This window comes from Olsenella porci, from assembly GCF_009695875.1.
GTDB lineage: Bacteria > Actinomycetota > Coriobacteriia > Coriobacteriales > Atopobiaceae > Olsenella_H > Olsenella_H porci.
Genome location: NZ_VUNC01000002.1, coordinates 229019 through 253774, shown reverse-complemented (window position 1 = coordinate 253774; position 24756 = coordinate 229019). Strand labels below are relative to the sequence as shown.

The following is a 24756-nucleotide window of genomic DNA, read 5'->3' as shown; positions in this document are numbered from 1 at the left end:
CTCGGAGCGCAGTGACCTTGGGAATCGGGATCGACAGGAACCCATCCGACGAGAGGGAGGAGGGGGCATCCACCGGCAGCGGGGACGCTCCCTCCCCTGACCCCTGGGCTGGTGTCCGGTTGGACGACTCCCTGGAGTGGCAGGACACCATCGGCATCTTCGGGCGTCACTCGGGAGACGACCGGGAGTACGGCATCTCGCGCAAGAGCAAGATCGCGCGCATGCGCGAGATCCTCTCCATCGCGAGCCACTACGACGTGTTCCGCGGCCTCACCCCCGTCAACTTCCGCGAGCTGCTGGAGGAGCTTGGACCAACCTTCGTGAAGGCGGGGCAGATCCTCTCCATGAGGTCAGAGATACTGCCCGAGAGCTTCTGCCAGGAGCTGACCAAGCTCAGGGCGGACGTGGAGCCCATGAGCCGCGACGTGGTGCTCGATACCCTGCGCGCGGAGTATCCCATCCCCATCGAGGACATCTTCGACGCCATCGACGACGTCCCGCTTGGGTCTGCCTCGGTCGCCCAGGTGCACAAGGCGCGCCTGATCACCGGCGAGACCGTTGCGGTGAAGGTCCAGCGCCCGCACGTGCAGGAGATCATGGCGCAGGACATCTCCATCATGATGTCGCTCGCCCGGCGTGCCCAGCGCTTTGTGGGGGACGAGCAGTTCCTTGACCTGCAGTCGGTGGTCGACGAGCTGTGGCAGTCGTTCAAGGAGGAGACGGACTTCCTGGTCGAGGCAAGGAGTCTGAAGGAGTTCCGTCGCAACAACGCCGGCTGCGCCTTCATCGACTGCCCCAAGCCCTACCCACGCTGGTGTACCCGTCATGTAGTGGTGATGGACTACGTGGAGGGCATCCCCATCGGTAACACCGCCGAGCTTCTCTCCCAGGGATACGACCTCGCAGAGATAGGCACCAAGCTGGTGGACAACTACGCCCAGCAGATGCTGGACGACGGGTTCTTCCATGCCGACCCGCACCCGGGCAACCTGGTGATTCGTGACGGGAAGATCGTGTATCTCGACCTTGGTCTGATGGGCAGGCTGTCATCACACGACCGTGCGGCGATGCGAGACATGGTGGTCGCCGTCGCCCGGCACGATTCCGCTGGGTTGGAGGCGGGGCTCCTCCGCTTCTCGGTCTCGGACGTGCGAGAGGTCGACCACGCGAGCCTACTGGCCGACCTGGACTCCATCATCGACGACTTTGGCGAGGCCGACCTGGGCGACCTGGACGTGGGAGCGTTCCTCAACTCCCTCATCAACATGGCGCGCAAGAACGGGATCGAGCTGCCGGGGACCGTCACCATGCTCGCCCGCTCGCTGGTGACGCTCGAGGGCGTGGTGGACGAGTTTCTCCCCGGCGTCTCGATCGTCCAGATCCTGCGCGACCACATCCGCGCGCACCTGACGCCCAAGGACATGGCGCGCAGCGAGGTGCGCAAGCTCGGGCGCGAGGGCTACACCGCCTCGCACTCGCTTCTCAGGGCCGCCTCGCAGGCGGACACCGCCATGAGCATGCTCACGCGCGGCCAGCTTAGGGTGGGAGTCGACCTTCCTGGCACCCGCGACCCCATGGGCGACGTGGCGCGCGCGGCAGACCGCCTGACCATGGGCATCATCGTCGCGGGCCTCTTCATTGGGTCGTCGGTTGTCTACTATGCCCGCATCGAGCCCGTCCTGTTTGGCATCCCCGTCATCGGCTTTTTGGGCTACCTCATCGCGCTGGTCCTGGGGCTCACGATCGTTCACCAGATCATGAGGGAGTCCAGGCACCGCAGGCGCTAGGGTCGCGCAGCCCTCGGCAAATAAGCGCAAGGCCGGGAAGAGCTTGGCCCCCCGGTACAACATTCGCGTGCCTGCGGGCGATTTGCCTGCGCTGCCGGATCCCCGCTAGTCTCCCCAGCCGCAGAGCCGGAGCACCGCGTCGACCGTGTTGCGCGTCTCGCGATAGATGCCTGGCAGCTTGGACTCGCGCGGGCCGGCGACGTTGAGGGTGAGCCCGGTCCCGATGCCGTCGAGCCAGTCTGCCACCGTCCCCGCCTCGGACGCTCCGCGTACCACCAGGCACGGTCGCCCGTAGGCGCGGGCAAAGCGCTCGGTCATCTCCGTGCCGCTCTTGGGCTCGAGGCCGGCGGGCGCCACGATGAGCGTCGCGTGGGAGTCCCGCACGTTCCAGGCGGTTCGCTCCACGTACCCCTCGGAGGGGCTGGGACGGAGCTCCGGATAGAGCGCCATGACGCCAGGAGCCTGGGGATAGTCCTCGGCGAGCCCGTTGGGTGGGCACCATCCGCAGATTGGCGTGCCCAGCTCGCGCGCGGCGTCGAGGCCACCGCGGTCTGCACCCGTCTGGCCGCCGGACCTGATTCGCGCGACGCGTCGGATGCCCTCTACGAGGGTTCCCGCCTGGCGCTGCTGGCGCTCGATCTCGTCGGGGCTCTGGGGGTCGGCCGCCTGGGTCTGCTCCCACTCGGACCGCGTGATGCGCTGGACGTTCTCGTCCCTCACGTTCCCCGCGGCGTCGGTCACGCCCTCGTTGCGGTGGTGAGGGGAGAGGCCCAGCCTGTCCTGCACCCTCCGGCTTCGCTCGTTGCCCTCATAGTAGGCGGCCCATACGGCGGCGAGGCCGAGCGACCTAAAGCCATAGGAGAGGACCGCGCGGCACGCCTCGGTGGCGTACCCCTCGCCCCAGAGGGGCCTTCCCAGCCAGTAGCCCAGGTCCGCCTCGTCGTCATGGATGCCGAGGGACGAGGCGTTGCCCACCCTGAGGGCTATGGCGCCGACCGGGCCTGCGTAGGGGTTTGAGCCAAGTAGAGTGATGGCCCAGCTGTTGGGGACGGCGAGGATGTCGCGGATGACGCGCCTGCTGTCCTCGGGGCTCTGGTGCGGAGGGAACCCCGCGCCCTCGCACACCATGGGGTCGCGGGCAAACCGGTACAGCGCGTCCGCGTCCTCCTCTCCCCAGGGCCTGAGGCGAAGGCGCGTGGTCTCGAGGACGGGCGTGCTGGTCTCCTGTGACATGGTCGCTCCCAACGTAAATGGCCCGCCGCAGCTGCGACGGGCCGATGCCTGGTATGTGCGTGCCGCTAGCTCACCACGCGGTAGCCGACGGTGCCCACGCCGTCAAAGCCGAGTGCGTGCGCGACGGCGGGCTGCAGGTCGATCTGCCTGTTTCCCGCATACGGCCCGCGGTCGTTCACCACCGCGCGCACGGTCCTGCCGTTGTAGGTGATCTCGATGACCGTGCCGAGGGGCATGGTCTTCATCGCGACGCCCATCGAGGTGGGGGTCACGGTGTCGCCCGAGGCGGTGGTCCCGTACATGAAGCCGTCGCCCTCGCCGTACATTGACGCCTGCACGTACTTGTAGCTCGCCGAGCTGCTTGACGAGGAGGACGAGCCACTCCCCTTGGACGAGCTCCCCGAGCTGCTGCTGGACGAACCCTTGCTGCTGCTTGACGACGAGGAGCTGCCGTTGCCGCTTGACGTGGAGGTAGAGCTGCTGGAGGACGACGAGTCGGACGAGGTGTCGGCGCTCTTGCTCGCGGCAGCCTGGAGTGCGGCGTTGGTGTCGCTGTCCTGCGTGCCCTGCGCCACGGCGGCCTCGTATGCCGCCTGCTTGGCTGCCTGGTCCTCCTTGGCCTTCTCCTCGGCGGCGGATGCGGTCTGGTCCGCCTCCTCCTTGGCCTGCTGGGTCACGCTCACCTGGGCGTCCGCCGCGGCCTTCTCGGACTCCAGGTCCTGCTTGGTCTGCTCCAGCTCCTTCTCCATGCTGTCGAGCTGCTCGATCTCGTCCAGGTTTGAGGAGGTGATGGTGGTGAAGTACTGTGCGGTGGAGAGGAACTCGCTGAACGAGTCGGACGTGAGCAGCAGCGAGATGAGGTTGGCCTGGTCCTGCTGGAACTTGTAGTGGCTGCGAATCGCCGCCGCCGCCTTCTGCTTCTGCTCGGGGAGCTGGGCCTCGAGCTCGCTGATGCGCTGGTCGTTCTCGTCGATCTTGCCCTGGAGCTCATTCGACTTGTCGACCGCCGCCTGGTAGTCCTCGCCTGCCTTGATGGCGGCGTTCTGCAGGCTCTCCAGGTCTGCCGCGTGGGCGGTCGCCGGGACGGACCAGAGCGAGAGGGCGAGCGCCGTCGCCGCTCCGATTGCTCCTGCGGCTCGCATGCCCCTTCTTGCACCCTTGTTCGCTGTCATGGCTCTCCTTGCCTTCCGCCCTAGTCCACGAGGGCAATTTTTGTGATGACGGGCTGGTCCGCCTTTGCCACGAGGCCGCTCGAGTCCTGCGGCTTCACCTTTGAGCAGATGGAGTCGACGACCTCCATGCCGCTGGTGACGCGACCAAAGGCGGCGTAGGTTCCGTCGAGGTCGGTGTCCTGCTGCTGCATGATGAAGAACTGCGAGCTGGCGGAGTCGTAGTCAGTCGCGCGCGCCATGCTGACGACGCCACGCTTGTGGAGGATGGAGTTGGCGATCCCGTTTGCGGTGAACTCGCCCTTGATCCTGCGTCCAGACCCTCCCGTGCCGTCCCCGTTGGGGTCACCGCCCTGGATCATGAAGCCGCTCACGACCCGGTGGAAGGTGAGCCCGTCGTAGAATCCGCGCTGCACGAGGTCGCAGAAGTTGCTCACCGTGATGGGCGCGGAGTCGGCGTAGAGCTCAACGTCCATGGAGCCATAGCCGCTGACCTCGATGGTGACGTGGTGCGTTCCGGACGAGAACCCGTTGTCGAGCGCCTGCGAGAGCACCTCGCCGGATGAGGGGTCCGAGGTGGAGTCCTCGCTCGCGCTGTCGATGGTGTCTGGGAATGCGGGCTCGCACGCGGCGAGCGCCAGGGTCGAGGTGGCCGCCATGGCCGCCAGGAAGGCGCGTCGTGTGATCGCTGGGCCCTGCTCCATGCATCATTCCTAACGTCGGGGACCGTAAGAGAATAAACTAACCTCGTGAAGCTCTCGTGGACTTATGCGTCTTGGCTGATCCAAGGGCCGCTCGCTGATGCTTTGATGCCTTCTGTCGAATAGACGGAGGCTTTCTATCCAATAGGTTGTTTGGGGCTCCCGTTTGGGTGCCTGGTGAAGCCGCGCCCGTCTGCACGGGGAGGGCTGGTCTCGACCCATCGCATGAGGCGCTTCCCCAAACGGGCGATGGCCGAGGGGCAGGGGAGAGACGCGCTACAAGCTGGAGCCCCCACCCCCGCGGTGTGGGGATGGGGGCTCCGTCGCCACGGGTCTCTCCGCTAGACTTTCCTACTCGAGCTCGAACGCTCCCGTGTAGAGCTGGTAGTACGTGCCCCTCTGGGCGATGAGCTCGTCGTGCGTGCCGCGCTCGATGATGCGGCCGTGGTCCAGGACGATGATCACGTTGGCGTTGCGCACGGTCGAGAGCCTGTGCGCGATCACGAACGTGGTCCTGCCATACATGAGGGCGTCCATGCCCTTCTGCACGATCTGCTCGGTGCGCGTGTCGATGCTCGAGGTCGCCTCGTCCAGGATCATGACGGGCGGGTCGGCAACGGCGGCGCGGGCGATGGAGATGAGCTGCCTCTGCCCTTGCGAGAGCTGCGCCGCGTTGTCGGTGAGCATCGTCTGGTAGCCGTCGGGCAGGCGCCTGATGAAGCTGTCCGCGCCCGCGAGCTTCGCGGCGCCGATGCACTCCTCGTCGGTCGCGTCGAGTCGGCCGTAGCGAATGTTGTCCATGACCGTGCCGGTGAAGAGGTTGGTGTCCTGCAGCACGATGCCGAGGGAGCGACGAAGGTCTGGCTTGCGGATCTTCTCGATGTTGATGCCGTCGTAGCGGATCTTGCCGTCCTCGATGTCGTAGAAGCGGTTGAGGAGGTTGGTGATGGTCGTCTTGCCCGCGCCCGTCGCGCCGACGAACGCCACCTTCTGGCCAGGCTTCGCGAACAGCGAGATGTCGTGCAGGATGGTGTGGCCGGGGTTGTAGGAGAAGTCGACGTCCACCAGGCGCACGTCCCCGGCGAGCGGGGTGTAGGTGACGGTGCCGTCGTGGTGGGGGTGCTTCCACGCCCAGCTCTCGGTGCGCTCGGGGCACTCCTCGATGTTGCCGTCAGCGCCCTTCCTCACGTTGACCAGGGTGACGTACCCCTCGTCGTGCTCAACGTCCTCGCCAAGCAGCGTGAAGATGCGCTCGGCGCCGGCGAGGCCCATGACCACGAAGTTGATCTGCTGCGAGACCTGGCCGATGGAGCCGGCGAAGCGCTTGGTGAGGCTCAGGAACGGCACCACGATGTCGATGGTGAGCGCGAGCCCGCCCAGAGAAGGGTTGGGGACCGAGTAGAGCATGAAGATGCCGCAGCAGAGGGCGATGACCACGTAGGCGAGGTTGCCCAGGTTCATGAGGATCGGGCCGAGGATGTTGCCGTACGTGTTGGCGTTGCGGGATGCCTCGAAGAGCTCCTCGTTGACGCGGTCGAACTCCTCCTGCATCTGGCGCTCGTGCGTGAAGACCTTGACGACCTTCTGGCCAGACATGGACTCCTCCGCAAAGCCCTCGGTGTGCGCCAGGGCGACCTGCTGCGCGAGGAAGTAGCGGGCGGACTTGCCGCCGATGACCCTGACCAGCCATGCCATGAAGAAGACGATGAGCATGACGACCGCCGACAGGGGCACGGAATACCACAGCATGACCACGAAGGTGGAGGCCATCTGGATTGCCATGGCGAGCAGGTTGGGAAGCGCCTGCCCGATGAGCTGCCTCAGCGAGTCGACGTCGTTGGTGTAGTACGACATGATGTCGCCGTGCTTGTTGGTGTCAAAGTACCTGATGGGCAGGTCCTCCATGTGACCGAACATCTTGTTGCGGGTCTTCATGAGGGTGCCCTGGGTCACGACTGCCGTGAGCTGGCCTTGCACTACGTTGGCGGCGACGGCGATCACGCACACGACGACCAGCCCCTGCACGATGGGGGCAATCTCCGTCAGCGCCGTGGACCAGTTGCCCGATTGCCAGTAGCGCGCCACGACGGCGAGTGCCTGCTGCATGAAGATCGCGGGCAGCGACGTGAGAATGGCCGCCGCGACGATGCAGACGATGATCACCGTGGTCATGACGGGATAGAACTCGAAGGTGAGGCCGATCGTCCTCTTGAGAACCGCCATGGGGTGTGCCGGGCCCTTGCCGCGGGTGTCCCTACCGGGGCGCCTCTCCTCTGTCTCCTTACTCATCTATTCGCCCTCCCTTCCGTTGTTTGCTTCGTTTCCGGACATCTGGACCATCTTGACGTCGTGGGACTGCTTGTTCTGGGTGATGTAGGTCTCCCGGTAGATTGCGCTCGTGCGAAGGAGCTCGTCGTGCGTCCCGATTGCGCTGATCTCGCCGCCGTCCATGACCACGATGCGGTCCGCGTCCTCGATGGAGCTGGTACGCTGGGCGATGATGATCTTGGTGGTCTCGGGGATGTAGCTGCGGAAGCCCGCCCTGATGAGCTTGTCAGTCTTGGTGTCGACGGCGCTCGTGGAGTCGTCCAGGATGAGGACCTTGGGGCGCTTCAGGAGTGCGCGGGCGATGCAGAGCCTCTGCTTCTGGCCACCCGAGACGTTGGTGCCGCCCTGCTCAATATAGGTGTCGTACTTGTCGGGCATCAGCTGGATGAACTCGTCCGCCTGCGCCAGCTTGCACGCCTCCACGAGTTCCTCGTCCGTCGCGTTCTCGTTACCCCAGCGGAGGTTCTCCTTGATGGTTCCCGAGAAGAGGACGTTGCGCTGGAGGACCATCGCCACCTGGTTGCGGAGCGTGTCGAGGTCGTACTCGCGCACGTCGTGGCCACCCACGCTCACGCTTCCCTCGGTGACGTCGTACAGGCGGTCGATGAGCTGAACGAGCGTGGACTTGGAGGAGCCGGTGCCACCGATGATGCCGATGACCTCGCCGCTCTTGATGTGCAGGTCCACGTCCTTGAGCGCCATGCGCTCTGCGTGCGAGGAGTACTCAAAGCTCACGTGGTCGAAGTCGACCGAGCCGTCGGGGACGGTGGTGAGGGGGTTCTGGGGGTTGTGGAGGTCGGGCGTCTCGACCAGCACCTCGCAGATGCGTCGCGCGCTCTCCTCAGACATGGTGATCATCACGAACACCATCGAGAACATCATGAGGCTCATGAGCATGGCGAAGCTGTAGGTGATGAGGGCGGACATCTGACCGACGTTCATGAGGGCACCGCGCGAGGTGACGATCATCTGGGAGCCAAAGTAGACGATGAACACGTACACCACGTCGATGGCGAAGGACATGAGCGGCAGGTTGAGGCCGAGGATGCGCTCGATGTGCACGAAGTCGTGGTAGAGCGTCCCCGAGGCCTTGTCGAACTTGTCCTTCTCGTAGTCCTCGCGCACGAAGGACTTGACCACGCGGATGCCGCCCACGTTTTCCTCGACCGTGTCGTTGAGGCGGTCGTACTTCTTGAAGACCGCACGGAACATGGGCATGACCTTGATGCTGATGTAGAACAGCGCGGAACCCAGCACCAGTGACGTGACGAGATAGACGAAGCCCATGGAGCCGCCGGTTATGAACGCCATGACGATGGCGAAGATGATCATCAGCGGGGCGCGGATGGCCGTTCGAATGATGGTCATGTACGACTGCTGAACGTTGTTGGTGTCGGTCGTGAGGCGGGTGACGAGCGAGCTCACGCTGAAGCGGTCGATGTTGGAAAACGAGAAGCGCTGGATCGTCTCGAACAGGTCGTGCCTCAGGTTGCGCGCGAAGCCCGTCGCCGCCACCGAGCAGGTGATGCCGGCGAGCGTCCCGCAGACGAGCGAGGCGATCGCAAGCAGTACGAGGATGATGCTGTAGTGGATGATGACGTCCATCCCCGCGCCCATCTGCAGCTGGTCGATGAACTGCGCGGTGATGAACGGGATGATGCACTCGATCGCCACCTCGCCAATGACCAGCACGGGCGTGAGCAGCGACGTCCGCTTGAACTCCCTGAGGCTCTTGCCCAGGGTCGAGACAATCTGCCTGTAGGTCAGTTCCTGCACCTCTTGCCTCCCGTCTCCTCCTGTTCGATGTGCACCCAGTGCTCGACCAGTCGGTCGAGGGTGTGGGCAAGGTCCCTCTTCTCGTCCTCGCCGAGGACCGAGAGCATGCGGCTCTCGAAGGCTTCTTTCCTGCGCGCGCATTCGATTGCCGTCTGCTTCCCCTCGGGGGTGAGCGTGACGTTGAGCTGTCGCCGATCCTGATCGGACCTCGCCCTGCTGATCAGGCCTTGGCCCTCGAGCTTAGAGAGCACCTCCGACAGCGACGCCGAGCTTATTGGCACCGTCTCCTGAAGGTAGCGCTGGGATATGGTGCCCCCGGCGCGGTAGAGCTTCACGAGAATGTTCTGCTTGCCTGCCCTGCCACCCACGTTTACGTGCAGGTAGTGGCCAAAGTAGCCAAGGTCGCTGAGAATGCGCTGATCTACAGTCTTGGATGCCTCGCGTTCGAGCAGATGCCCGCGTGACGAGTCGTTGTCCAAGTCGTCCTCCTCCCTTCCAATCGTATATAGCGCGGAAAACATTAGGTACCTAGCAATTAGATGTCAAGGTACCTTGCGAAATTGATAGTTGGATGCGCGTGGGTTGACGCTTCCCTTGCAACGGAGTCGAAACCTCATGGAGTTGCCCAAGAAATGTCACGGGAACGTAAGGTGCAGTCATGCATCGGTAAAGGACGGCCAAAGGGGCAGATGTGCCTGCGACGGCAGGATACATTGCATGCTGACACAGGGGCGTGGCTCATAAGCCGTGCAATTAAGACGAATCGCGTCCCTTCACCCTCTGAAAGGAGAACAATGTCTGGTCACAGCATGTCACGTCGTAGCTTCGTCCTGGTTGGCGCAACCCTTGCCTCGACGCTTGGTCTTGGCCTCGTTGGATGCGGCGGGAGCGGCTCCACCTCTACATCCACCGATTCCAGCGCGTCCTCTGACTCCTCCGCCTCAAGCGCAAACCTCTCCGGCAGCGTGACCGCCGTTGGCTCCACCGCACTTCAGCCGCTCGTCGAGGCTGCCGCCGAGCAGTTCATGGAGAAGAACCCCGGCGTCCAGGTGACCGTCCAGGGCGGCGGTTCCGGCCAGGGCATCACGCAGATCGCTGCGGGCTCCGTCCAGATCGGCGACTCCGACGTGTTCGCCGAGTCCAAGCTCGACAACCCGGACGACGCCAAGAAGCTCAAGGACAACCAGGTGTGCGTCGTGGGAATGGGCCCCATCGTCAACCCCGACGTCACGGTTGACGACCTCACCCTCGACCAGCTCAAGAGCATCTTCACCGGCGAGGTCACCAACTGGAAGGACCTTGGCGGCAGCGACGAGGACATCACGGTGATCAACCGCGCCTCCGGCTCCGGCACCAGGGCGACCTTCGAGGATGCCGTCCTCGGCGACACCAAGGTTCCCGACTCCTTCAAGCCCCAGGAGCAGGACTCCTCGGGTACCGTCGTCAAGATGGTCGCCTCCACGAAGGGCGCAATCTCCTACGTTGCCTTCTCCTATTACGACGAAACCACCAAGGCCCTCAAGGTGGGCGGCGTCGAGCCCAAGGAGGAGAACGTCGAGACCAACGACTGGACCATCTGGGCCTATGAGCACATGTACACCTCCACCAGCCCCGATGACGCGACCAAGGCGTTCATCGACTACATGCTCTCCGACGACGTCCAGGGATCCCTTGTCGAGCAGACGGGCTACATCCCCATCACCGGCATGAAGGTCACCCGCGACGCCGACGGCAACGTAACCAACAAGTAGCGTTCCGCCGGTAGTGAAACTGGAAGCCAACGTAACGGGAAGTCGAATGAACAAAGAACTCGACGAAAGGGAGGAAGTCGCCCAGGCGGCTTCCTCCGCCCATGGCGGGGGACGGCAGCCCAGGGTGAGGTCAAAGCACTCCATCGAGCGCGGCGGCCTCGTCTTCACAGGCGTCTGCGTGGGACTGGTCGTCATCCTCGTCGTGATGCTCATCTTCATGGTCTGCTCGAGGGGCATTGCCACCTTCGTGCACGACGGCATCTCGCTGGGGGCGTTCCTCTCCGGCACCACCTGGAATCCCCACACCAACGGTCCGGACGGCCAGCCCCTCATGGGGGCGCTGCCCATGATTTGCGGCTCGTTCGCGGTGACGCTCCTCTCCTGCGTCATCTCGCTGCCCTTCGCCCTTGGCGCCTCGATCTTTGTGGTTGAGGTCCAGCCGACCTTTGGACAGAAGGTGTTCCGCCCCATGGTGGAGCTCCTCACGGGCATCCCCTCGGTCGTCTACGGACTGGTGGGCCTGTCCATCGTGGTCAAGTGGACCAGCGGCTGGGCGGGTGGCACGGGATACGGCATCTTCTCGGGGTCGATCGTGCTCGCGCTGATGATTCTGCCTACCGTGACATCGCTCGCGACCGATGCCATCGCAGCCGTGCCCGACAGCTATCGCGACGGCTCGTACGGCCTTGGGTGCACCCGCTGGCAGACTATCCTGCACGTGGTGCTTCCCTCCGCTATGCCCGGCATCGTGACCGCGGTGATCATGGGCATGACGCGTGCCTTTGGAGAGGCACTCGCGGTCCAGATGGTCATCGGAAACGCGGCGAAGATGCCTACCGGGCTATTCACGCCCGCCTCGACCCTCACCTCGGTCCTGACCATGGGTATGGGCAACGAGGCGATGGGGACTGTGTTCAACGACGTCCTTTGGTCGCTTGCCATGGTCCTGCTGCTGATGTCGCTCGTGTTCATCCTCATCGTGCATCTCATCGGAAGGAAGGGGGCGGCGAAGAATGGCTAGCGAAGAGTCCAGGGACGGCGGCATCTCCGACGTCACGAAGCGCCTCCGCGCGGAGGACCATGTTGCGACGGGCGTGCTCACCGCAATCGTCGTCGCCATCCTCGTGGCGTTGGTTGCCGTCATCGGCTATATTCTCGTGTCCGGGGCAGGTAAGGCCTTTGACCTGCACTTCCTCACCTCAAAGCCCGAGTCGTTCAAGGCGGGCGGCGGCATTGGGCCCGAGCTGTTCAACTCCTTCTACCTGCTCGTGCTGACGCTGCTCATCTCCCTGCCCATCTCGCTTGGCGCGGCGATCTTCCTCACGCAGTACGCGCCGGAGGGACCCGTCACCAACATCGCGAAGACGGCAATCGAGACCCTCTCGAGCCTCCCATCCATCGTTGTAGGCCTGTTTGGCATGCTCATCTTCGTGCTTGGCGCTGGCTGGGGGTTCAGCATCATATCGGGGGCGCTCGCACTCACGATGTTCAACATCCCCATCCTCGTTCGCGTGATCCAACAGGCGCTCGAAGCCGTTCCCCGCGACCAGCGTGACGCCGCGCTTGCGCTCGGCCTCACCCGCTGGGAGGCAACCGTCCACGTCTTGGTGCCAGCGGCAATGCCCGCGATCGTGACCGGCGTGATCCTCTCCGCGGGACGTGTCTTTGGCGAGGCAGCAGCGCTGATCTACACCGCCGGTCAGAGTGCTCCCGCGCTCGACTTCACCAACCTCAACCTGGCGAGCCCGAGCTGCCCCTGGAACATTTTCCGCCCCGCAGAGACCCTTGCGGTCCACATCTGGAAGATCAACTCCGAGGGCGTCGTCCCCGACCTCGCCGCGGTATCGGCGGGCACCGCCGCCGTCCTCATGATCTGCATCCTGCTGTTCAACGTCCTCGCCCGCATCGCCGGGCGTGCCATCGAGAGGAGGCTGACCGCAGAATGACCAGCACGACTCCGCTCCTCGCAACCGAGGACGTGACCGTCTCGTACTCCGGCAAGGAGGCGCTCCACGCGACGTCCCTCTCTTTTGAGAGGGGAAGCGTCACCGCGCTCATCGGTCCATCTGGCTGTGGCAAGTCCACCTTCCTGCGTTCCCTCAACCTCATGAACCGCGAGATCCCTGGGTGCCGCATCGGCGGGTCGATCCTGTACCACGGCAAGGACGTGAACACGCGCGGCGTGGACACCTACCAGCTGCGCAAGCAGATTGGCATGGTCTTTCAGCAGCCAAACCCCTTCAGGAAGTCGATTCGCGAGAACATCGCGTTCGCGCCCAAGAGGCACGGCCTCTCCGGCAAGGCGAACATCGACGCCCTGGTGGAGGAGAGCCTTCGCGCCGCAGCCCTGTGGGACGAGGTCAAGGACAAGCTGGACCAGTCCGCCTATGCGCTCTCGGGTGGACAGCAGCAGCGCCTCTGCATTGCCAGGACGCTCGCCATGCATCCCGACGTGGTGCTTATGGACGAGCCCTGCTCCGCCCTTGACCCCATCGCGACCTACTCCATCGAGGAGACGATTCGCGACATGGCAAAGAGGGGCATCTGCGTGGTCATCGTGACGCACAACATGGAGCAGGCGGCGCGCGTGAGCGACAAGACCGCCTTCTTCCTCCTGGGCGACATGGTCGAGTTTGGGCCCACCCCCGAGCTCTTCTCCCGCCCCAAGGACAAGCGTCTGGACGACTACCTCACGGGGAGGTTTGGATAATGGCACTACCCATGAGCGTGGAGCACCTGAACCTTCACTACGGAAGCTTCCACGCGCTCAAGGACGTCTCGCTCCAGATGCCCGCAGGGCAGGTGACGGCCTTCATCGGGCCGTCCGGCTGTGGCAAGTCTACGCTCCTGCGCTGCCTCAACCGCATGAACGACCGCATCGCCGACTGCAAGGTCGACGGCAAGGTCCTGCTGGGCGACACGGACGTATACCGCGACGTGGACGTCTACACCCTCAGGCGCCACGTGGGGATGGTGTTCCAGAAGCCCAACCCGTTCCCCATCTCGATTTTTGACAATGTGACGTACGGTCTGCGGATGGCGGGGCATCCCAAGCGCTCCGAGCTCGAGGAGATCGTGGAGAGGACGCTCACCGAGGTCGGCCTCTGGAACGAGGTGAAGGACAAGCTCGACCACTCAGGCCTGTCCCTCTCCGGTGGCCAGGCGCAGCGTCTCTGCATCGCCCGAGCACTCGCCGTCGACCCCGACGTGCTCCTCATGGACGAGCCCACGAGTGCCCTGGACCCCATCTCTACCGGCCTTGTGGAGGAGCTTGCCACCAAGATCGCCGAGCGACACACCGTGGTCATCGTCACGCACAACATGCAGCAGGCAACGCGCATCTCGAACACCTGCGCCTTCTTTTACCTGGGCGAGCTGGTGGAGGTTGCCCCTACGGCGCAGCTCTTCTCCGACCCCAAGGACAAGCGCACCGAGGACTACCTCACGGGAAGGTTTGGATAATGATTACCAGAAGCTCTTACACAAAGCAGCTCGAGCAGCTGGACGGTCACGTCAAGGCGATCTCGCGGGCCGTCGTGGAGGACGTTCGCGCCACGGGCAGGGCGCTTGCCGAGGAGGACGAGGAGGCGGCAAGCGAGGTCATCGACGGACACGACGTCGCCATCCGTCTGGAGCGCTCGGTGGAGGACTCCTGCATGGGCCTGATGCTCCTGCAGCAGCCCCTCGCTCGCGACCTGCGCCTGGTCACCGCCGCGTTCCGCGCCATCACCGACCTCTCTCGCATCGAGCAGATGGCCTACGAGACCGCGTTGCTTGCGCGCGAGATGGACATCCACAAGGCCCATCCCCTCGCCAACGACCTGCTCCTGATGTCCAACCGTGCCGCAGCCATGGTGGAGGCAGCCATGGACTCGTTCGAGACGGGCGACGTGGCGAAGGCGGAGGACGTCTTCCCCATGGACGACTCGCTCGACGACCTGTACGAGCGCGTTCGCGGGGAGGTCGTGGACGTGCTGAAAAGCGACTCCGACGCAGCGTCCGAGGCGCCCGAGGTCCTCACCATCGCCAAGTACTACGAACGCATGGGAGACCATGCGCAGAGCCTGGCGGATTGGGCTATCTTTAGGGCTACCGGCACCTATCGCGGCCATGCCATGGGGGACAAGGAGTAGCCTTGGTCTACTACGTCGAGGACGACACGAACATTCGAGAGCTCACGGTCTATGCGCTCTCGCAGGCGGGAATCGATGCCGTTGGCTTTGCGAACGACGTTGAGTTCAGGGCGGCGTGCGCGGATAGGGTCCCCGACGCCGTGCTCCTCGACATCATGCTTCCCGACACCGATGGCATCGCCATTCTCCGCCGCATCCGCCGCACGCCCGGCCTTTCCCGGGTCCCGGTGATGATGCTCACCGCGAAGGACGGGGAGCTTGACACCGTTCGCGCCCTCGATGCGGGGGCTGACGACTACCTCTCCAAGCCCTTCGGCATGATGGAGATGGTGAGCCGCGTGCGCGCCCTCCTCAGGAGGACCGCCCGACAGTCCGAGGACGTCGAGCAGGACCTCCTGAGCGTGGGGCCGCTCAAGCTTTGGCCGTCGCGTCGCGAGGTCACCCTGGACGGGCGCGAGCTCAAGCTGACCATGCGCGAGTTCGACCTGCTTCAGTTCCTCATGCGCTCTCCCGGAGACGTCTTCTCGCGAGAGGTGCTCCTCCAGCGCGTGTGGGGATGGGACTTCGATGGCGGCTCGCGCACCGTGGACGTCCACGTTCAGCAGATCCGCTCCAAGCTCGGGGAGCACGCAGACCTCATCGAGACGGTGAGGGGCGTCGGCTACCGGCTTAAGGGCTAGGCGGTGTGCGTGAGGTCCAGAGCCCGCAGGAAGGAGGAGCCGCGCTCGCTCCGCAGGAGCGTCTTCGTCGCCCTCGTCGCCACCGCGGTGGGGGCGGCCGTCGTTGCGACGCTTGCCTCGGCGATCATCTTCCAACAGTCGCTCCTCTCCGAGGCCCATACCGAGCTCAGGAGCATGTGCGATTCCGTCGCCAGTCGCCTCTCGGATGGCAGCGACGAGGTGAGCACCCTCTCGACCATCGACTTCAATGGCATGCGTGCCACGCTGATCGCCAAGGACGGCTCCGTGCTGTACGACAACCAGTACTCCGCGGCGAGCCTTCCGAACCACGGCGACAGGGAGGAGGTCGTGGAGGCGCGCAGCAGGGGCGAGGCTGAGTCGGAGCGCAGGAGCACGACCTCGGGGTACGTGAGCATCTACTGCGCAAAGCTGCTCGACAACGGCAGCGTGCTCAGGCTCTCGGAGGACCGCGCGAGCGTCACGAGCATCCTCGCACGGGACCTCGTCCCCCTCGTCGCGGTCATCGCGGTTCTGGTCGTCGCCAGCTGGTTCGTGTCCACGTACCTCTCCCGCATCATCGTGCGGCCCATCGTCGCCATCGATCCATCCAGCGCCGACGCCGCGGGGGACGCCCCCTATCGCGAGCTTGAGCCTCTCACCAAGAGGCTGCGCGAACAGCAGGGCGAGCTCAGGGACCAGATGGAGAAAATCCGCGACACCGCTGACATGCGCACGGAGTTCACGGCGAACGTGACGCACGAGCTCAAGACGCCCATCGCCTCGATCAGCGGTGCGGCGGAGCTTATCCGCGACGGGATCGCGCGACCGGAGGACATCCCAGACTTTGCGGGGAGGATCTACTCGGACGCACAGCGCCTCTCCAACCTCGTGAGCGACATCCTCACCCTGAGCAAGCTGGACGAGTCGGAGCGCTCCGCCGACGACGCGCTGTTTGGCGCAGCAGAGATGGTCGACCTCTACGACGTGGCGCGCTCCGTCGTCGCGCGCATGGAGCCGCGCGCGAAGGATGCCGGGGTCAAGATCCGGCTGGACGGGGCGTCCTCACTCGTCCGGGGCTACCCTCGGCTCCTCGACGAGCTGGTCGGCAACCTCTGCGAGAACGCCATCCGCTACAACAAGCCTGGCGGAAAGGTCATGGTCTTCGTGTACCCGCGCGACGGAAAGCCCTCCGTGCGGGTCGCCGATACTGGCGTGGGGATTCCCGAGGAGGCACAGTCCAAGGTGTTCGAGCGCTTCTATCGCGTGGACAAGTCGCGCTCCCGCGCCGGCGGCGGCACGGGCCTCGGTCTCGCTATCGTGAAGCACGCCGCGCTGCTCCACCATGCGACCATCTCCCTCAACAGCCAGGTGGGGGAGGGGACCACCTTCGAGGTGACGTTTCCCGCCCAGTAGGGGCTGCTTCGGTGACGCAAGTCGTGACCCCGACGTCACGCCCCTTGCTGCGTCGTTTTTCGTGCCTCTCCCATGGCAGCGCCCTCCGTAGGCTATATTTTTGACGGAAGGTAGAAACTGGGGAAGAGGTTGCGTTGGCGAGGGGCATCAAAGGGAAGATCAGCAGGCGGTTCATACTGTTCACCTGTTCTTCGCTGGTGAGCACCCTGCTCGACCAGGCCATCGCCTGGACGTTGTTCGACGTGCTGCGCAAGCCGTTCGCGAACAGCGACTACGCGCGCATCCTCGTCTCGTCGATCGTCGCCCGCGTTTGCTCCGTGGCGCTGAACTATGCCATCAACTCGCGTCTGGTGTTCCAGGACCGGCAGGCGGGTGCCTCCGAGGGCGAGATCGAGCAGGAGGAGAGCGAGGGCGGCATCCCCACCAAGAGGAGCCTGCCCAGGTTCATCGCGACTGCGGCGCTGGTACTGTTCCTCTCAAGCCTGGGCGTGTTCTTCCTTCACACCGAGTTCGGCGTGCACGAGGGCATCGCCAAGATCTGCTGCGACCTTGCGCTGTTCTTCCTCAACTACGCCCTGCAGCGCGTGTGGGTCTTCGCCGACGGCAGGTAGGCGGGGGCCAAGGGCTTCGGCGACGTTTGGAAGCCGACCGTGGCGTGTGCCGGGGCTCCCGTGGCAGGCGAGAGGAACGTTGCTACCAACGTGCTTGTTAGTGAGACGTGACCCCTGGCTTCTATCCCCTTGCGCCCCGGCCAGACGGGCAAAGAATGGGTGGCCGGTTTTTCTCTCGGGCTGGGAAGCTTTCCCAGCGACGTGAGCCGGTATTCCACCCCTCGAGGAAACGAAGCCCCAAGGGATTCAGTGGAGATAAGGCGTCGAAGGCAAAGAAGGGGAGCCAACGTCCCCATGTGCGCGCCTGCCGCGTGATTTCCGGCATGGCCCTCGCGCCTCGGCGCGTTCCCCCCGTTGAAGGTACGTCAACGCCCCAACTTTGCACGAGCGGAGGAGCGTCCAGGGGAGAGAGGGCCATTTGAGCATCAATGATCAACGGCGGCTTTCCGCGTTTGGAGGGACAGACGGGGCAGGATGGTGAACGAGCGTCCCTTTCTCAGACTATTGATTCCCCCGTCGTGGGTGGAGCGGCTTGGTAGCCCGAAGTTCCCGCACGTTGGGGGCAACTCGACGGAAGAAACCCCCGTGTTGACAACGCGAACCCATCCGATTCTCGCGCTTCTGCCTCCCTCTTCTGCGGCTGCTTGCGGGCTCCCGCCCAGAACGCAGGCGATCGCGCTGCAAGGCTCCCGGGGCGCCCCAATCGCCGAAAGTTAGCACCCAACCTCACGACCAAGGGCTAGCCTCCTACCTGAAGGCATCCCAAGACCAAGGGAAGTGACCCACCATGCATGGAGAGAGACCCGTGCACAAGCTGCTCGCAAAGGCGCTCCTCGCGTCGGCAGCAAGCCTGCTCCTGCTTGCGACTCCCGCGATGGCAAAGGACTCCGGCGCCGTTCGCATGCAGAGGCTGTACAACCCCAACAGCGGGGAGCACTTCTACACCGCAAACACCAACGAGCGCGACCACCTGGTTAACCTTGGCTGGAGCTACGAGGGCGTGGGCTGGGTCGCCCCCAGCAAGTCGGGGATTCCCGTCTACCGGCTGTACAACCCCAATGCCGGTGATCACCACTACACGATGAACGCCGGCGAGAGGGACATGCTGGTTGGGGTTGGCTGGAAATACGAGGGCATCGGCTGGTACTCAAGCGAGGCGCAGACCGTTTCCCTGTACCGCCAGTACAACCCCAACGCAAAGACGGGGACGCACAACTACACCACGAGTGGCGGCGAGCGCAACTACCTGGTGAAGGTCGGCTGGCGCGACGAGGGCATCGGCTGGTACGGCGTCGACCCGTCGCTGGCGCCCGTTGACGACTTTGACCACGACACCGGCTACGCGGTCATCGAGGCTCGCATGACGCTCAGGGGCAGTGGCACCGGCTACCACGCCAAGGTCGACATCGCCTGTAACGGGCACCCGGGCGTCGCCTCCTTTGGCATCCAGTACGAGCACAACATGCGCTACGCCCACAAGGGCCCTGGCGGCACCAACAGCACGGCCTTCCTGCTCGAGAACGTGATGGACCACGCCGCGGAGGCGGGGCTGGAGGGCAAGAGCTACACCTTCATCCAGAACGCCCAGCTTGGGCAGTCCTACCTCATCAGGCTCTCGTGGCACAAGGACACCAACACGCTCCACTGCTACGTTAACAATGAGGAGGTCTTCTCGCAGAAGACGACCTTCCAGTCCCCGTTTACGTTTGCCGTCGAGGGGAGCGTCGAGAGGAACGGGGATTCCATCTCCGCCAGCTTTGACCACGTTAAGGTGAAGGCGGGAGACGGAAAGCAAGCCTATGGGTATCAGACGGATGACTTTGGCACGATTGGGTATTGGAACGACAGCAACGACTTCTTCGGTCTCCAGGCTAAGCTGACGAACCCGGGCTATGCCGTGAACGTGGACGGCCCCACGCGCTCCAACGCGTTCGACGCGTCGATGACCGTGACCGGGACGGCGCGTCTCGACCCGCGTTACGACTGGGACACCTGCTTCCAGCTCGTTGAGCCCACCACGGGTTCCAAGAACCGCCCGCTCTCCGGGATGGTCAACATCGCCCAGACGCAATAGGGCGCAAGGCAGGGGAGAAGGACAAACGCCAGGGGGCGTGGCCAGTGGTGGCCTCGCCCCCTGGCGCCTTTGTCGCCAACGATCTCGTTGGTAGCCAGTGCGTCTGGGGCATAGCTGCCGGCGATGCGCCCCATCGTTCAGGACGACGAGCCCCTGGCACCCCCCTTACGAGACTCACCTGGCCCACTCGACAGGTCCTCTCGCCCGGGCAACGCCCCTACAGCTCGAGTTCCCAGAGGTTGGTCCACCCGCACAGCGGGAGCCCGGGATAGGGGTTCCAGATGGGGCGATGCAGGCTAAAGCCGCAGCGGTGGTAGAGAACGTTGGCGGGAACGTTCTCCGGTGCCGTGTTGATGCGGATCACCTTGCAGCCGCGGAGGCGCGCCTCGTCAACTGCGACCGACACGAGCGTCTCGCCCACGTGCCTGCCCCTGGCGGCAGGGTCCACCGCCAATAGGTGCATGGTGAGGGAGGCCCCAGAGGGCAGCGCGGGCCAGTCCGCCCCCGTCCCGTCCAGGGCGTCGTCGAGGTCGAGCGACACCGCGCCAAGCGGACGTGCCCCCGGGCGAGGCGTCCCGTCCCTCTCCACGTCACCCTCGTCAAAGGCGCACCAGGTCAGGCCCTCCCGGGCGTAGCGCGCGGCGAGCCCCTCGGGCGGCCAGACGCCGCGGACCCATCCCGACGTCCCCGTTCGCTCCTCCGCGTCGTCCACGCGGCCGTACAGCGCCTCGAGGGCAGGGACCCAGCTCCCGTCGACGCGCGCCATTCGGACTCCCATTGACGGTCGCGCGGGGCCCGCGACGGGGAAGCGCAGGTCGTTCTGCGCCACGGTCTGCAGCAGGACGTTAGTGCACCAGAGCGGCTCGTGCTTGGGGATGGTGTGGTCGCAGCCGGGGACGGTCACCTGGCGCACGCGGTCGTTGCCGCCCGAGCGCAGCCCCGCGACGATCTGGCGCGTCTGCCATGGCCTGATGCAGTCGAACTCGCCCACCACGATGGTCGCGGGACAGCGCACCAACGAGAGGGACGCGGGGTCGATGTGCGGCTCGTCCACCATCAGCTGCAGCAGCTCGGCGTTCGCGCGCGCGGCGGTGGCGTCCGGCACGAGGAGCGTCGGGTCCACGGGCCCGCCTTCCTCGAGCGAGTCGAGCCAGTCCGCCCACGTGCGGAGCGACCGTGCCGTCCCCGCAACGTCCCAGTCGCCGTCGTCCACGCCCTCGGGGCACAGGTTGGCCCCCATGGCCACGAGGCTCAGCACGCGCTCCGGGCAGTCGCGAGCCAGGATGAGCGCCTCGATGCCACCGTCCGAGAAGCCCAGCACGTGGAAGAGCGTGACCCCCAGGCGGGCGAGAACCGCGAGGGCATCCGACGCCATGAGCTCGTAGGTCAGTGGTGCCGTCCCGCGGGTCGACCGGCCCTGGGCGCGCGAGTCGATGGCGACGACGGAGCGGCCTGTCGCGACCACGGCGTCAATAGTGGGGCCAAAGATGCCGTGCTCCTCTCCGTTGCCGTGGAGCAGGACCACGGGTGGCACGCTGCGGTCGATCGCAAAGGGCGTGCCGGGCTCGTCCCGCACGCCGTCGGGGGCGTAGACGAAGGCGGCGATCTGCGCCCCGTCAGACGCGGGCACGCGCAGAGCCGCGGCGGGCGCGGCGTGGGGCCGTTCGTAGGGGCTGGGAAAGTGGAGGCTTGGGGGCACGGGTGCCATGGCCGCTCCTTTCGGGATGGCAGGCGAGAGGCGCGGCACGTCTCGCCTGAAAATCGCAGGAGGGGGACGGGGCTCACTCGCCCGTCCCCCTCCGTCAGATGCTCCTTGGCGCTACCTTCCCTCGGGATGCTTGGGGAAGAAGTCAAAGCGCGGCGGCAGCTCCACCAGCGCGTGCTCCGCGGGATCCTCGCCGAGGGCGCGGGAGAGCTGCGTGGGGTTCTGGAACGCGTGGTCCCAGCTGAAGAAGTCGTCCTTGGAGAAGGCCAGGTGCTCGCAGATGGCCTCGCAGCCAAAGGGGGCGGCGGGGTGCATGAGGAGCGTAGTGGTCCTCAGCGCCGCGAACGCGTTGGCCAGCGCCGCCTCGTAGACGTCGTCGTCACCCTTGGCTGCCTTGGACTCGTCGCCCCAGCGCTTGTTGGCGTCGCGCGCGAACGCCTCCGCAACGGCGAGGGCGCCGTGGGCGTCGAAGTCGTGGGCAAAGCGCTCGTACTTCAGGGTCGCCCTCTCGCACGCCTCCATCACGTCGTCGGCGGCGTCGCAGGTGGGAAGGTGACCTCCGCAGGCGTTCTGGGCGCCATAGAAGCAGCTGCGCGCCAGGCGATTGAAGATGTTGGAGAGGAACGCGGACTCCTTGAGCGCGGGGTCCACCACACGCGGGTCGTCCTTCACCAACACCTCCTCGCCGGTCTTCTTGTCGCGGTGGCTCACGCTGGTGTCGTAGGGCTTGGGCGAGAAGGACACGGCCTTCTGGTCAAGGCCAAGGCTCAGCCAGTGGCAGCGCAGCTGCTCGGGCGTGTAGTGCTCCAGCAGCTCGGCGGCCATGGGCGGCTTGATCTTGCCCGAGCTCGAGGCCTTCTTGTTCATGAAGAGGATGTGGTAGTTGGCGATGGGGGTGTCCTGGAACAGGCCCCAGTCGAGCGCCTCCCACAGCGCGGGCTGCGCCACGCAGTAGAAGTAGATGTTGTCCTGGCCTATGAACTGGTACACCTTGGCGTCGTCGGAGCACCACCAGTCGCGCCAGTCGTGGGACGAGAAGCGCGTGCCGCTGCCCTGCTCGTCCAGCGCGAGCGCGGTCTGGACAAAGCTGATGGGTGCCCACAGGCTCTCAGGCCAGCACCACACCGTGAGCCCGCTCGTGCCCTCGAGCTCGGGAGCGGGGACCCCCCACGAGATGTTGCCCGTGATGCGGAAGGGCAGCAGCGTCTTGCCCGTGCGGAAGCGCACGCCGGCGCCCTCCAGCTGGTCGCGTGCGCGGTCGCGTGCCTCCCAGTCCTCGAACTCCACGGAGAAGGACTGCTGGTTGCCCGTTGCCTCGCGCAGGGTGTGGGCGGGGAGGCTCTCCTCCACGGCGTCAAACGCCTCGCGGAACTTGTTCTGCACGTAGATGATGGGCGCAGCCAGGGACTCCCGCACCGTCTTGGTGACGATGGGGCGAACTTGCGGGTCCACGTCCCACTCGTCCATCAGCGACTCCAGGGTGTCCTTGAAGCCCGGGAGGTCAAAGTACCAGTTGTCGACCGGCCTGAGCTCGGGGCGCGTGCCCGTGAGCTGCGAGACGGGGTCGATGAGCTCCTCGGGGTCAAACTGGTGGCCCAGGTCGCACTCGTCGGCATAGGCCTTCTCGCTCTTGCACCCCTTGACGGGGCAGCGGCCGATGACCTGCCTGCCGTTGAGGAACTGGCCCGCCTCCACGTCATAGAACTGCTTGGTCGACATCTTGTGCAGGTACCCGCGCTCCCACAGGCGCCTCAGCACCTGTGCGGTGAGCTGCTCGTGAAAGCCCTTTGCGGGCTCCAGGCCCGAGCCGGCAAAGAGGTCGAGCGAGATCCCGTACGCCTCGAGCGCCTGGAGCTGCGCCTCGTGGTTTGCCGAGACGTAGTCCACGATGGTCCCGTCGTACCCCTCGCCCTCGACCTTCTTGCGGTACCCCTCCATGATGGGGGAGCCGTAGCAGTCGGTGCCCGAGACAAAGACCACGTTCTGGCTGCCGATCCTGTCGCGGAGGAAGCGAGCGAAGAAGTCGGCGGGCACGAAGACGCCGCCGATGTGGCCAAAGTGGAGGTTCTTGTTGCCATAGGGCATGCCGCCCGTGATGACCGCCCGCTTGGGGAAGGTTGGCCTCTCGGCCGAGGAGACGTTCGAAGGCATGTGCGTCCTTAGTTTTGGCGCCGCAGGGAGCGGCAAGTGCAGTAACGGGGGAGATTATCCCACAACACGGGGGTCGCTGCGTCCCCGTGCGGGCGGTGGCGGAAGGCGGCCCGACTCCTTGACGGGCGGGAAGTGCGGTGGGAGCATGGCCGCCATGAGGGTCATAAGGGACATCGACATCATGGGAGACCTGCTGCTCCAGCGGCTGCTGTCGTGGCTCGGGTTGGGCATCCTCGCGGGTGGGTTTGCCGTGGGGCTCATTGCGTGGGGCGCCGGCGCCACGGAGGCACCGTCGCTCGCCGGCATCGTGGCCTATCTCGCCCTCTCGGTTGTCGCGCTCCCCGTCCACGAGCTCGTGCATGCGGGTGCCTTCCGCCTTTTGGGCGGGCGAGACGTTCGGATTCGCTTTGGGTACCGAGAGGGGATGCTGTACACGGGCGCCGGCGGGGCCGTGCTTCCGCGCGGGTGGTTCACCTGCGTCCTCCTCGCCCCCACCGTGGTCCTCACCTGCGGCTTCGTGGCGCTGGGCGCCACGCTGGGGCTGCCGCTGCTGGCGTGGACGTGCCTCTCCACCCACCTGGCGGGCTGCGTGGGAGACCTGGCGATGGCGTGGGAGGTCGTCCGCACACGGGGGTGCACCCACGTGCGGGACACCAGCTCCGGCATCCAGCTCCTGGGGTAGGGGGCGGCGGGTCCGCTATGCCCTCGCGGGGAGATCTGCCACCGCGTGGCCGATCACGTGGCCGCGCATGCCGTCGACCATCTCGCTCATCCAGAAGCCCTCGCGCAGGGGCAGCTCCGTGTCGAGCGCGAAGGCGGCAAGCGTGTACACGTGGGTGCGGTCGGGAGGCTGGGGCCCGTTGTAGCGGCACGCCAGGAGCGGGTCGGTGCTGCCGCCCGCCCATCTTGCGGCGCTCGAGTTTCTGCCCTGCACCATGCCGTGCTCGCCGAGGTTGGAGGCATTCTCGGCAAATCGGATGGTCCCGTTCTCCGCTTCGCTCGCAGGGATGTTGGCGGCGCACCAGTGGATCCATGGGAAGCCGCATACCGGGATGGAGTCAAAGTCCACGAACGCGAGGGCGACCGTCCGCGCCGCGTCTGGCACCTCCTCCACCGCGAAGGGGAACGACGTGGTCGGCGTGCCATGGTAGAGGTGCGCCGCGTCCGCGTGCTTTGCGTACCTGTCGGGGACCATGCCCCTCTCGTCCAGCTCGACCCGTATCCTCATGGCGCTCCCTTCCGCG

At 65.4% G+C, this 24756-nt stretch carries 21 protein-coding genes; 12 read left to right on the top strand and 9 right to left on the bottom strand.

Going from position 1 to position 24756, the window contains the following annotated elements:
- Positions 1–11: 11 nt before the first annotated feature.
- Entirely contained in the window at positions 12–1787 is a 1776-nt protein-coding gene (locus tag FYJ68_RS03835; protein WP_326832213.1) for an ABC1 kinase family protein, read from the top strand.
- A 105-nt stretch (positions 1788–1892) separates the two neighbouring features.
- On the opposite strand, the gene FYJ68_RS03830 is transcribed toward FYJ68_RS03835, so the two are convergent.
- The 6 genes from FYJ68_RS03830 to FYJ68_RS03805 all read right to left on the bottom strand — a co-directional run bounded on the left by FYJ68_RS03830 (position 1893) and on the right by FYJ68_RS03805 (position 9473).
- Complete coding sequence (locus FYJ68_RS03830) at positions 1893–3020, bottom strand: GNAT family N-acetyltransferase (RefSeq protein ID WP_154434128.1); 1128 nt, start codon at positions 3018–3020, stop codon at positions 1893–1895.
- 65 nt (positions 3021–3085) lie between these two features.
- A complete protein-coding gene (locus FYJ68_RS03825; RefSeq protein WP_154434126.1) occupies positions 3086–4192 on the bottom strand; it encodes an RlpA-like double-psi beta-barrel domain-containing protein in 1107 nt (368 codons plus the stop codon).
- Between the two features lie 20 nt (positions 4193–4212).
- On the bottom strand, positions 4213–4893 hold the full coding sequence (locus FYJ68_RS03820) for a peptidylprolyl isomerase (protein ID WP_154434124.1): 681 nt from the start codon (positions 4891–4893) through the stop codon (positions 4213–4215).
- 348 nt (positions 4894–5241) lie between these two features.
- Positions 5242–7179, bottom strand: a complete 1938-nt coding sequence (locus tag FYJ68_RS03815; protein WP_154434122.1) for an ABC transporter ATP-binding protein — start codon at positions 7177–7179, stop codon at positions 5242–5244.
- Positions 7180–8994 carry an ABC transporter ATP-binding protein gene (locus FYJ68_RS03810; protein ID WP_326832212.1) on the bottom strand — a complete coding sequence of 605 codons (1815 nt, stop codon included), beginning with the start codon at positions 8992–8994 and terminating at the stop codon, positions 7180–7182.
- Complete coding sequence (locus tag FYJ68_RS03805) at positions 8982–9473, bottom strand: MarR family winged helix-turn-helix transcriptional regulator (RefSeq protein WP_229771990.1); 492 nt, start codon at positions 9471–9473, stop codon at positions 8982–8984. The genes FYJ68_RS03810 and FYJ68_RS03805 overlap by 13 nt, the downstream gene beginning before the upstream one ends.
- A 330-nt stretch (positions 9474–9803) precedes the next feature.
- Here FYJ68_RS03805 and FYJ68_RS03800 point away from each other — a divergent pair, with 330 nt between their 5' ends.
- The 10 genes from FYJ68_RS03800 (at position 9804) to FYJ68_RS09975 (ending at position 19656) form a co-directional block, all read left to right on the top strand.
- The gene (locus FYJ68_RS03800; protein ID WP_229771989.1) at positions 9804–10745 is read left to right on the top strand and encodes a phosphate ABC transporter substrate-binding protein; all 942 of its coding nucleotides are present in this window, start codon (positions 9804–9806) and stop codon (positions 10743–10745) included.
- 46 nt (positions 10746–10791) lie between these two features.
- Positions 10792–11766 carry a phosphate ABC transporter permease subunit PstC gene (gene pstC, locus FYJ68_RS03795; protein ID WP_154434116.1) on the top strand — a complete coding sequence of 325 codons (975 nt, stop codon included), beginning with the start codon at positions 10792–10794 and terminating at the stop codon, positions 11764–11766.
- Complete coding sequence (pstA, locus tag FYJ68_RS03790) at positions 11759–12691, top strand: phosphate ABC transporter permease PstA (protein WP_154434114.1); 933 nt, start codon at positions 11759–11761, stop codon at positions 12689–12691. Before pstC ends, pstA begins: the two co-directional genes overlap by 8 nt.
- Positions 12688–13455, top strand: a complete 768-nt coding sequence (pstB, locus tag FYJ68_RS03785; protein ID WP_154434112.1) for a phosphate ABC transporter ATP-binding protein PstB — start codon at positions 12688–12690, stop codon at positions 13453–13455. The genes pstA and pstB (FYJ68_RS03785) overlap by 4 nt, the downstream gene beginning before the upstream one ends.
- Entirely contained in the window at positions 13455–14207 is a 753-nt protein-coding gene (gene pstB, locus FYJ68_RS03780; RefSeq protein WP_154434110.1) for a phosphate ABC transporter ATP-binding protein PstB, read from the top strand. Before pstB (FYJ68_RS03785) ends, pstB (FYJ68_RS03780) begins: the two co-directional genes overlap by 1 nt.
- A complete protein-coding gene (phoU, locus tag FYJ68_RS03775; protein WP_154434108.1) occupies positions 14207–14878 on the top strand; it encodes a phosphate signaling complex protein PhoU in 672 nt (223 codons plus the stop codon). The genes pstB (FYJ68_RS03780) and phoU overlap by 1 nt, the downstream gene beginning before the upstream one ends.
- A gap of 2 nt (positions 14879–14880) precedes the next feature.
- The gene (locus FYJ68_RS03770) at positions 14881–15558 is read left to right on the top strand and encodes a response regulator transcription factor (protein WP_154434106.1); all 678 of its coding nucleotides are present in this window, start codon (positions 14881–14883) and stop codon (positions 15556–15558) included.
- 9 nt (positions 15559–15567) lie between these two features.
- A complete protein-coding gene (locus tag FYJ68_RS10455; RefSeq protein WP_154434104.1) occupies positions 15568–16971 on the top strand; it encodes a sensor histidine kinase in 1404 nt (467 codons plus the stop codon).
- A 134-nt stretch (positions 16972–17105) separates the two neighbouring features.
- A complete protein-coding gene (locus tag FYJ68_RS03760; RefSeq protein WP_154434102.1) occupies positions 17106–17582 on the top strand; it encodes a GtrA family protein in 477 nt (158 codons plus the stop codon).
- 787 nt (positions 17583–18369) lie between these two features.
- Positions 18370–19656 carry a hypothetical protein gene (locus tag FYJ68_RS09975; protein WP_195837704.1) on the top strand — a complete coding sequence of 429 codons (1287 nt, stop codon included), beginning with the start codon at positions 18370–18372 and terminating at the stop codon, positions 19654–19656.
- 217 nt (positions 19657–19873) lie between these two features.
- Here the strand turns inward: FYJ68_RS09975 and FYJ68_RS03750 are convergent, their stop codons facing one another.
- Both FYJ68_RS03750 and FYJ68_RS03745 read right to left on the bottom strand, forming a co-directional pair.
- On the bottom strand, positions 19874–21364 hold the full coding sequence (locus FYJ68_RS03750; protein ID WP_154434100.1) for an alpha/beta fold hydrolase: 1491 nt from the start codon (positions 21362–21364) through the stop codon (positions 19874–19876).
- Between the two features lie 111 nt (positions 21365–21475).
- Entirely contained in the window at positions 21476–23512 is a 2037-nt protein-coding gene (locus FYJ68_RS03745) for a class I tRNA ligase family protein (protein ID WP_154434098.1), read from the bottom strand.
- Positions 23513–23666: 154 nt separating this feature from the next.
- Here FYJ68_RS03745 and FYJ68_RS03740 point away from each other — a divergent pair, with 154 nt between their 5' ends.
- A complete protein-coding gene (locus tag FYJ68_RS03740; protein WP_195837703.1) occupies positions 23667–24194 on the top strand; it encodes a DUF3267 domain-containing protein in 528 nt (175 codons plus the stop codon).
- Between the two features lie 15 nt (positions 24195–24209).
- Here the strand turns inward: FYJ68_RS03740 and FYJ68_RS03735 are convergent, their stop codons facing one another.
- Positions 24210–24740 carry a YbhB/YbcL family Raf kinase inhibitor-like protein gene (locus tag FYJ68_RS03735; protein WP_154434094.1) on the bottom strand — a complete coding sequence of 177 codons (531 nt, stop codon included), beginning with the start codon at positions 24738–24740 and terminating at the stop codon, positions 24210–24212.
- Positions 24741–24756: the final 16 nt, after the last annotated feature.

What these genes read in the sequence shown, in the direction of transcription:
- FYJ68_RS03800 (WP_229771989.1), top strand. Translation starts at nt 9,804, where the DNA reads ATGTCACGTCGTAGCTTCGTCCTGGTTGGCGCAACCCTTGCCTCGACG.
- FYJ68_RS03815 (WP_154434122.1), bottom strand. Translation starts at nt 7,179, where the DNA reads ATGAGTAAGGAGACAGAGGAGAGGCGCCCCGGTAGGGACACCCGCGGC.
- FYJ68_RS03750 (WP_154434100.1), bottom strand. Translation starts at nt 21,364, where the DNA reads ATGGCACCCGTGCCCCCAAGCCTCCACTTTCCCAGCCCCTACGAACGG.
- FYJ68_RS09975 (WP_195837704.1), top strand. Translation starts at nt 18,370, where the DNA reads ATGCATGGAGAGAGACCCGTGCACAAGCTGCTCGCAAAGGCGCTCCTC.
- FYJ68_RS03740 (WP_195837703.1), top strand. Translation starts at nt 23,667, where the DNA reads ATGAGGGTCATAAGGGACATCGACATCATGGGAGACCTGCTGCTCCAG.
- pstB (WP_154434112.1), top strand. Translation starts at nt 12,688, where the DNA reads ATGACCAGCACGACTCCGCTCCTCGCAACCGAGGACGTGACCGTCTCG.
- FYJ68_RS03825 (WP_154434126.1), bottom strand. Translation starts at nt 4,192, where the DNA reads ATGACAGCGAACAAGGGTGCAAGAAGGGGCATGCGAGCCGCAGGAGCA.
- FYJ68_RS03830 (WP_154434128.1), bottom strand. Translation starts at nt 3,020, where the DNA reads ATGTCACAGGAGACCAGCACGCCCGTCCTCGAGACCACGCGCCTTCGC.
- pstB (WP_154434110.1), top strand. Translation starts at nt 13,455, where the DNA reads ATGGCACTACCCATGAGCGTGGAGCACCTGAACCTTCACTACGGAAGC.
- pstC (WP_154434116.1), top strand. Translation starts at nt 10,792, where the DNA reads ATGAACAAAGAACTCGACGAAAGGGAGGAAGTCGCCCAGGCGGCTTCC.
- phoU (WP_154434108.1), top strand. Translation starts at nt 14,207, where the DNA reads ATGATTACCAGAAGCTCTTACACAAAGCAGCTCGAGCAGCTGGACGGT.
- FYJ68_RS03745 (WP_154434098.1), bottom strand. Translation starts at nt 23,512, where the DNA reads ATGCCTTCGAACGTCTCCTCGGCCGAGAGGCCAACCTTCCCCAAGCGG.
- FYJ68_RS03735 (WP_154434094.1), bottom strand. Translation starts at nt 24,740, where the DNA reads ATGAGGATACGGGTCGAGCTGGACGAGAGGGGCATGGTCCCCGACAGG.
- pstA (WP_154434114.1), top strand. Translation starts at nt 11,759, where the DNA reads ATGGCTAGCGAAGAGTCCAGGGACGGCGGCATCTCCGACGTCACGAAG.
- FYJ68_RS03820 (WP_154434124.1), bottom strand. Translation starts at nt 4,893, where the DNA reads ATGGAGCAGGGCCCAGCGATCACACGACGCGCCTTCCTGGCGGCCATG.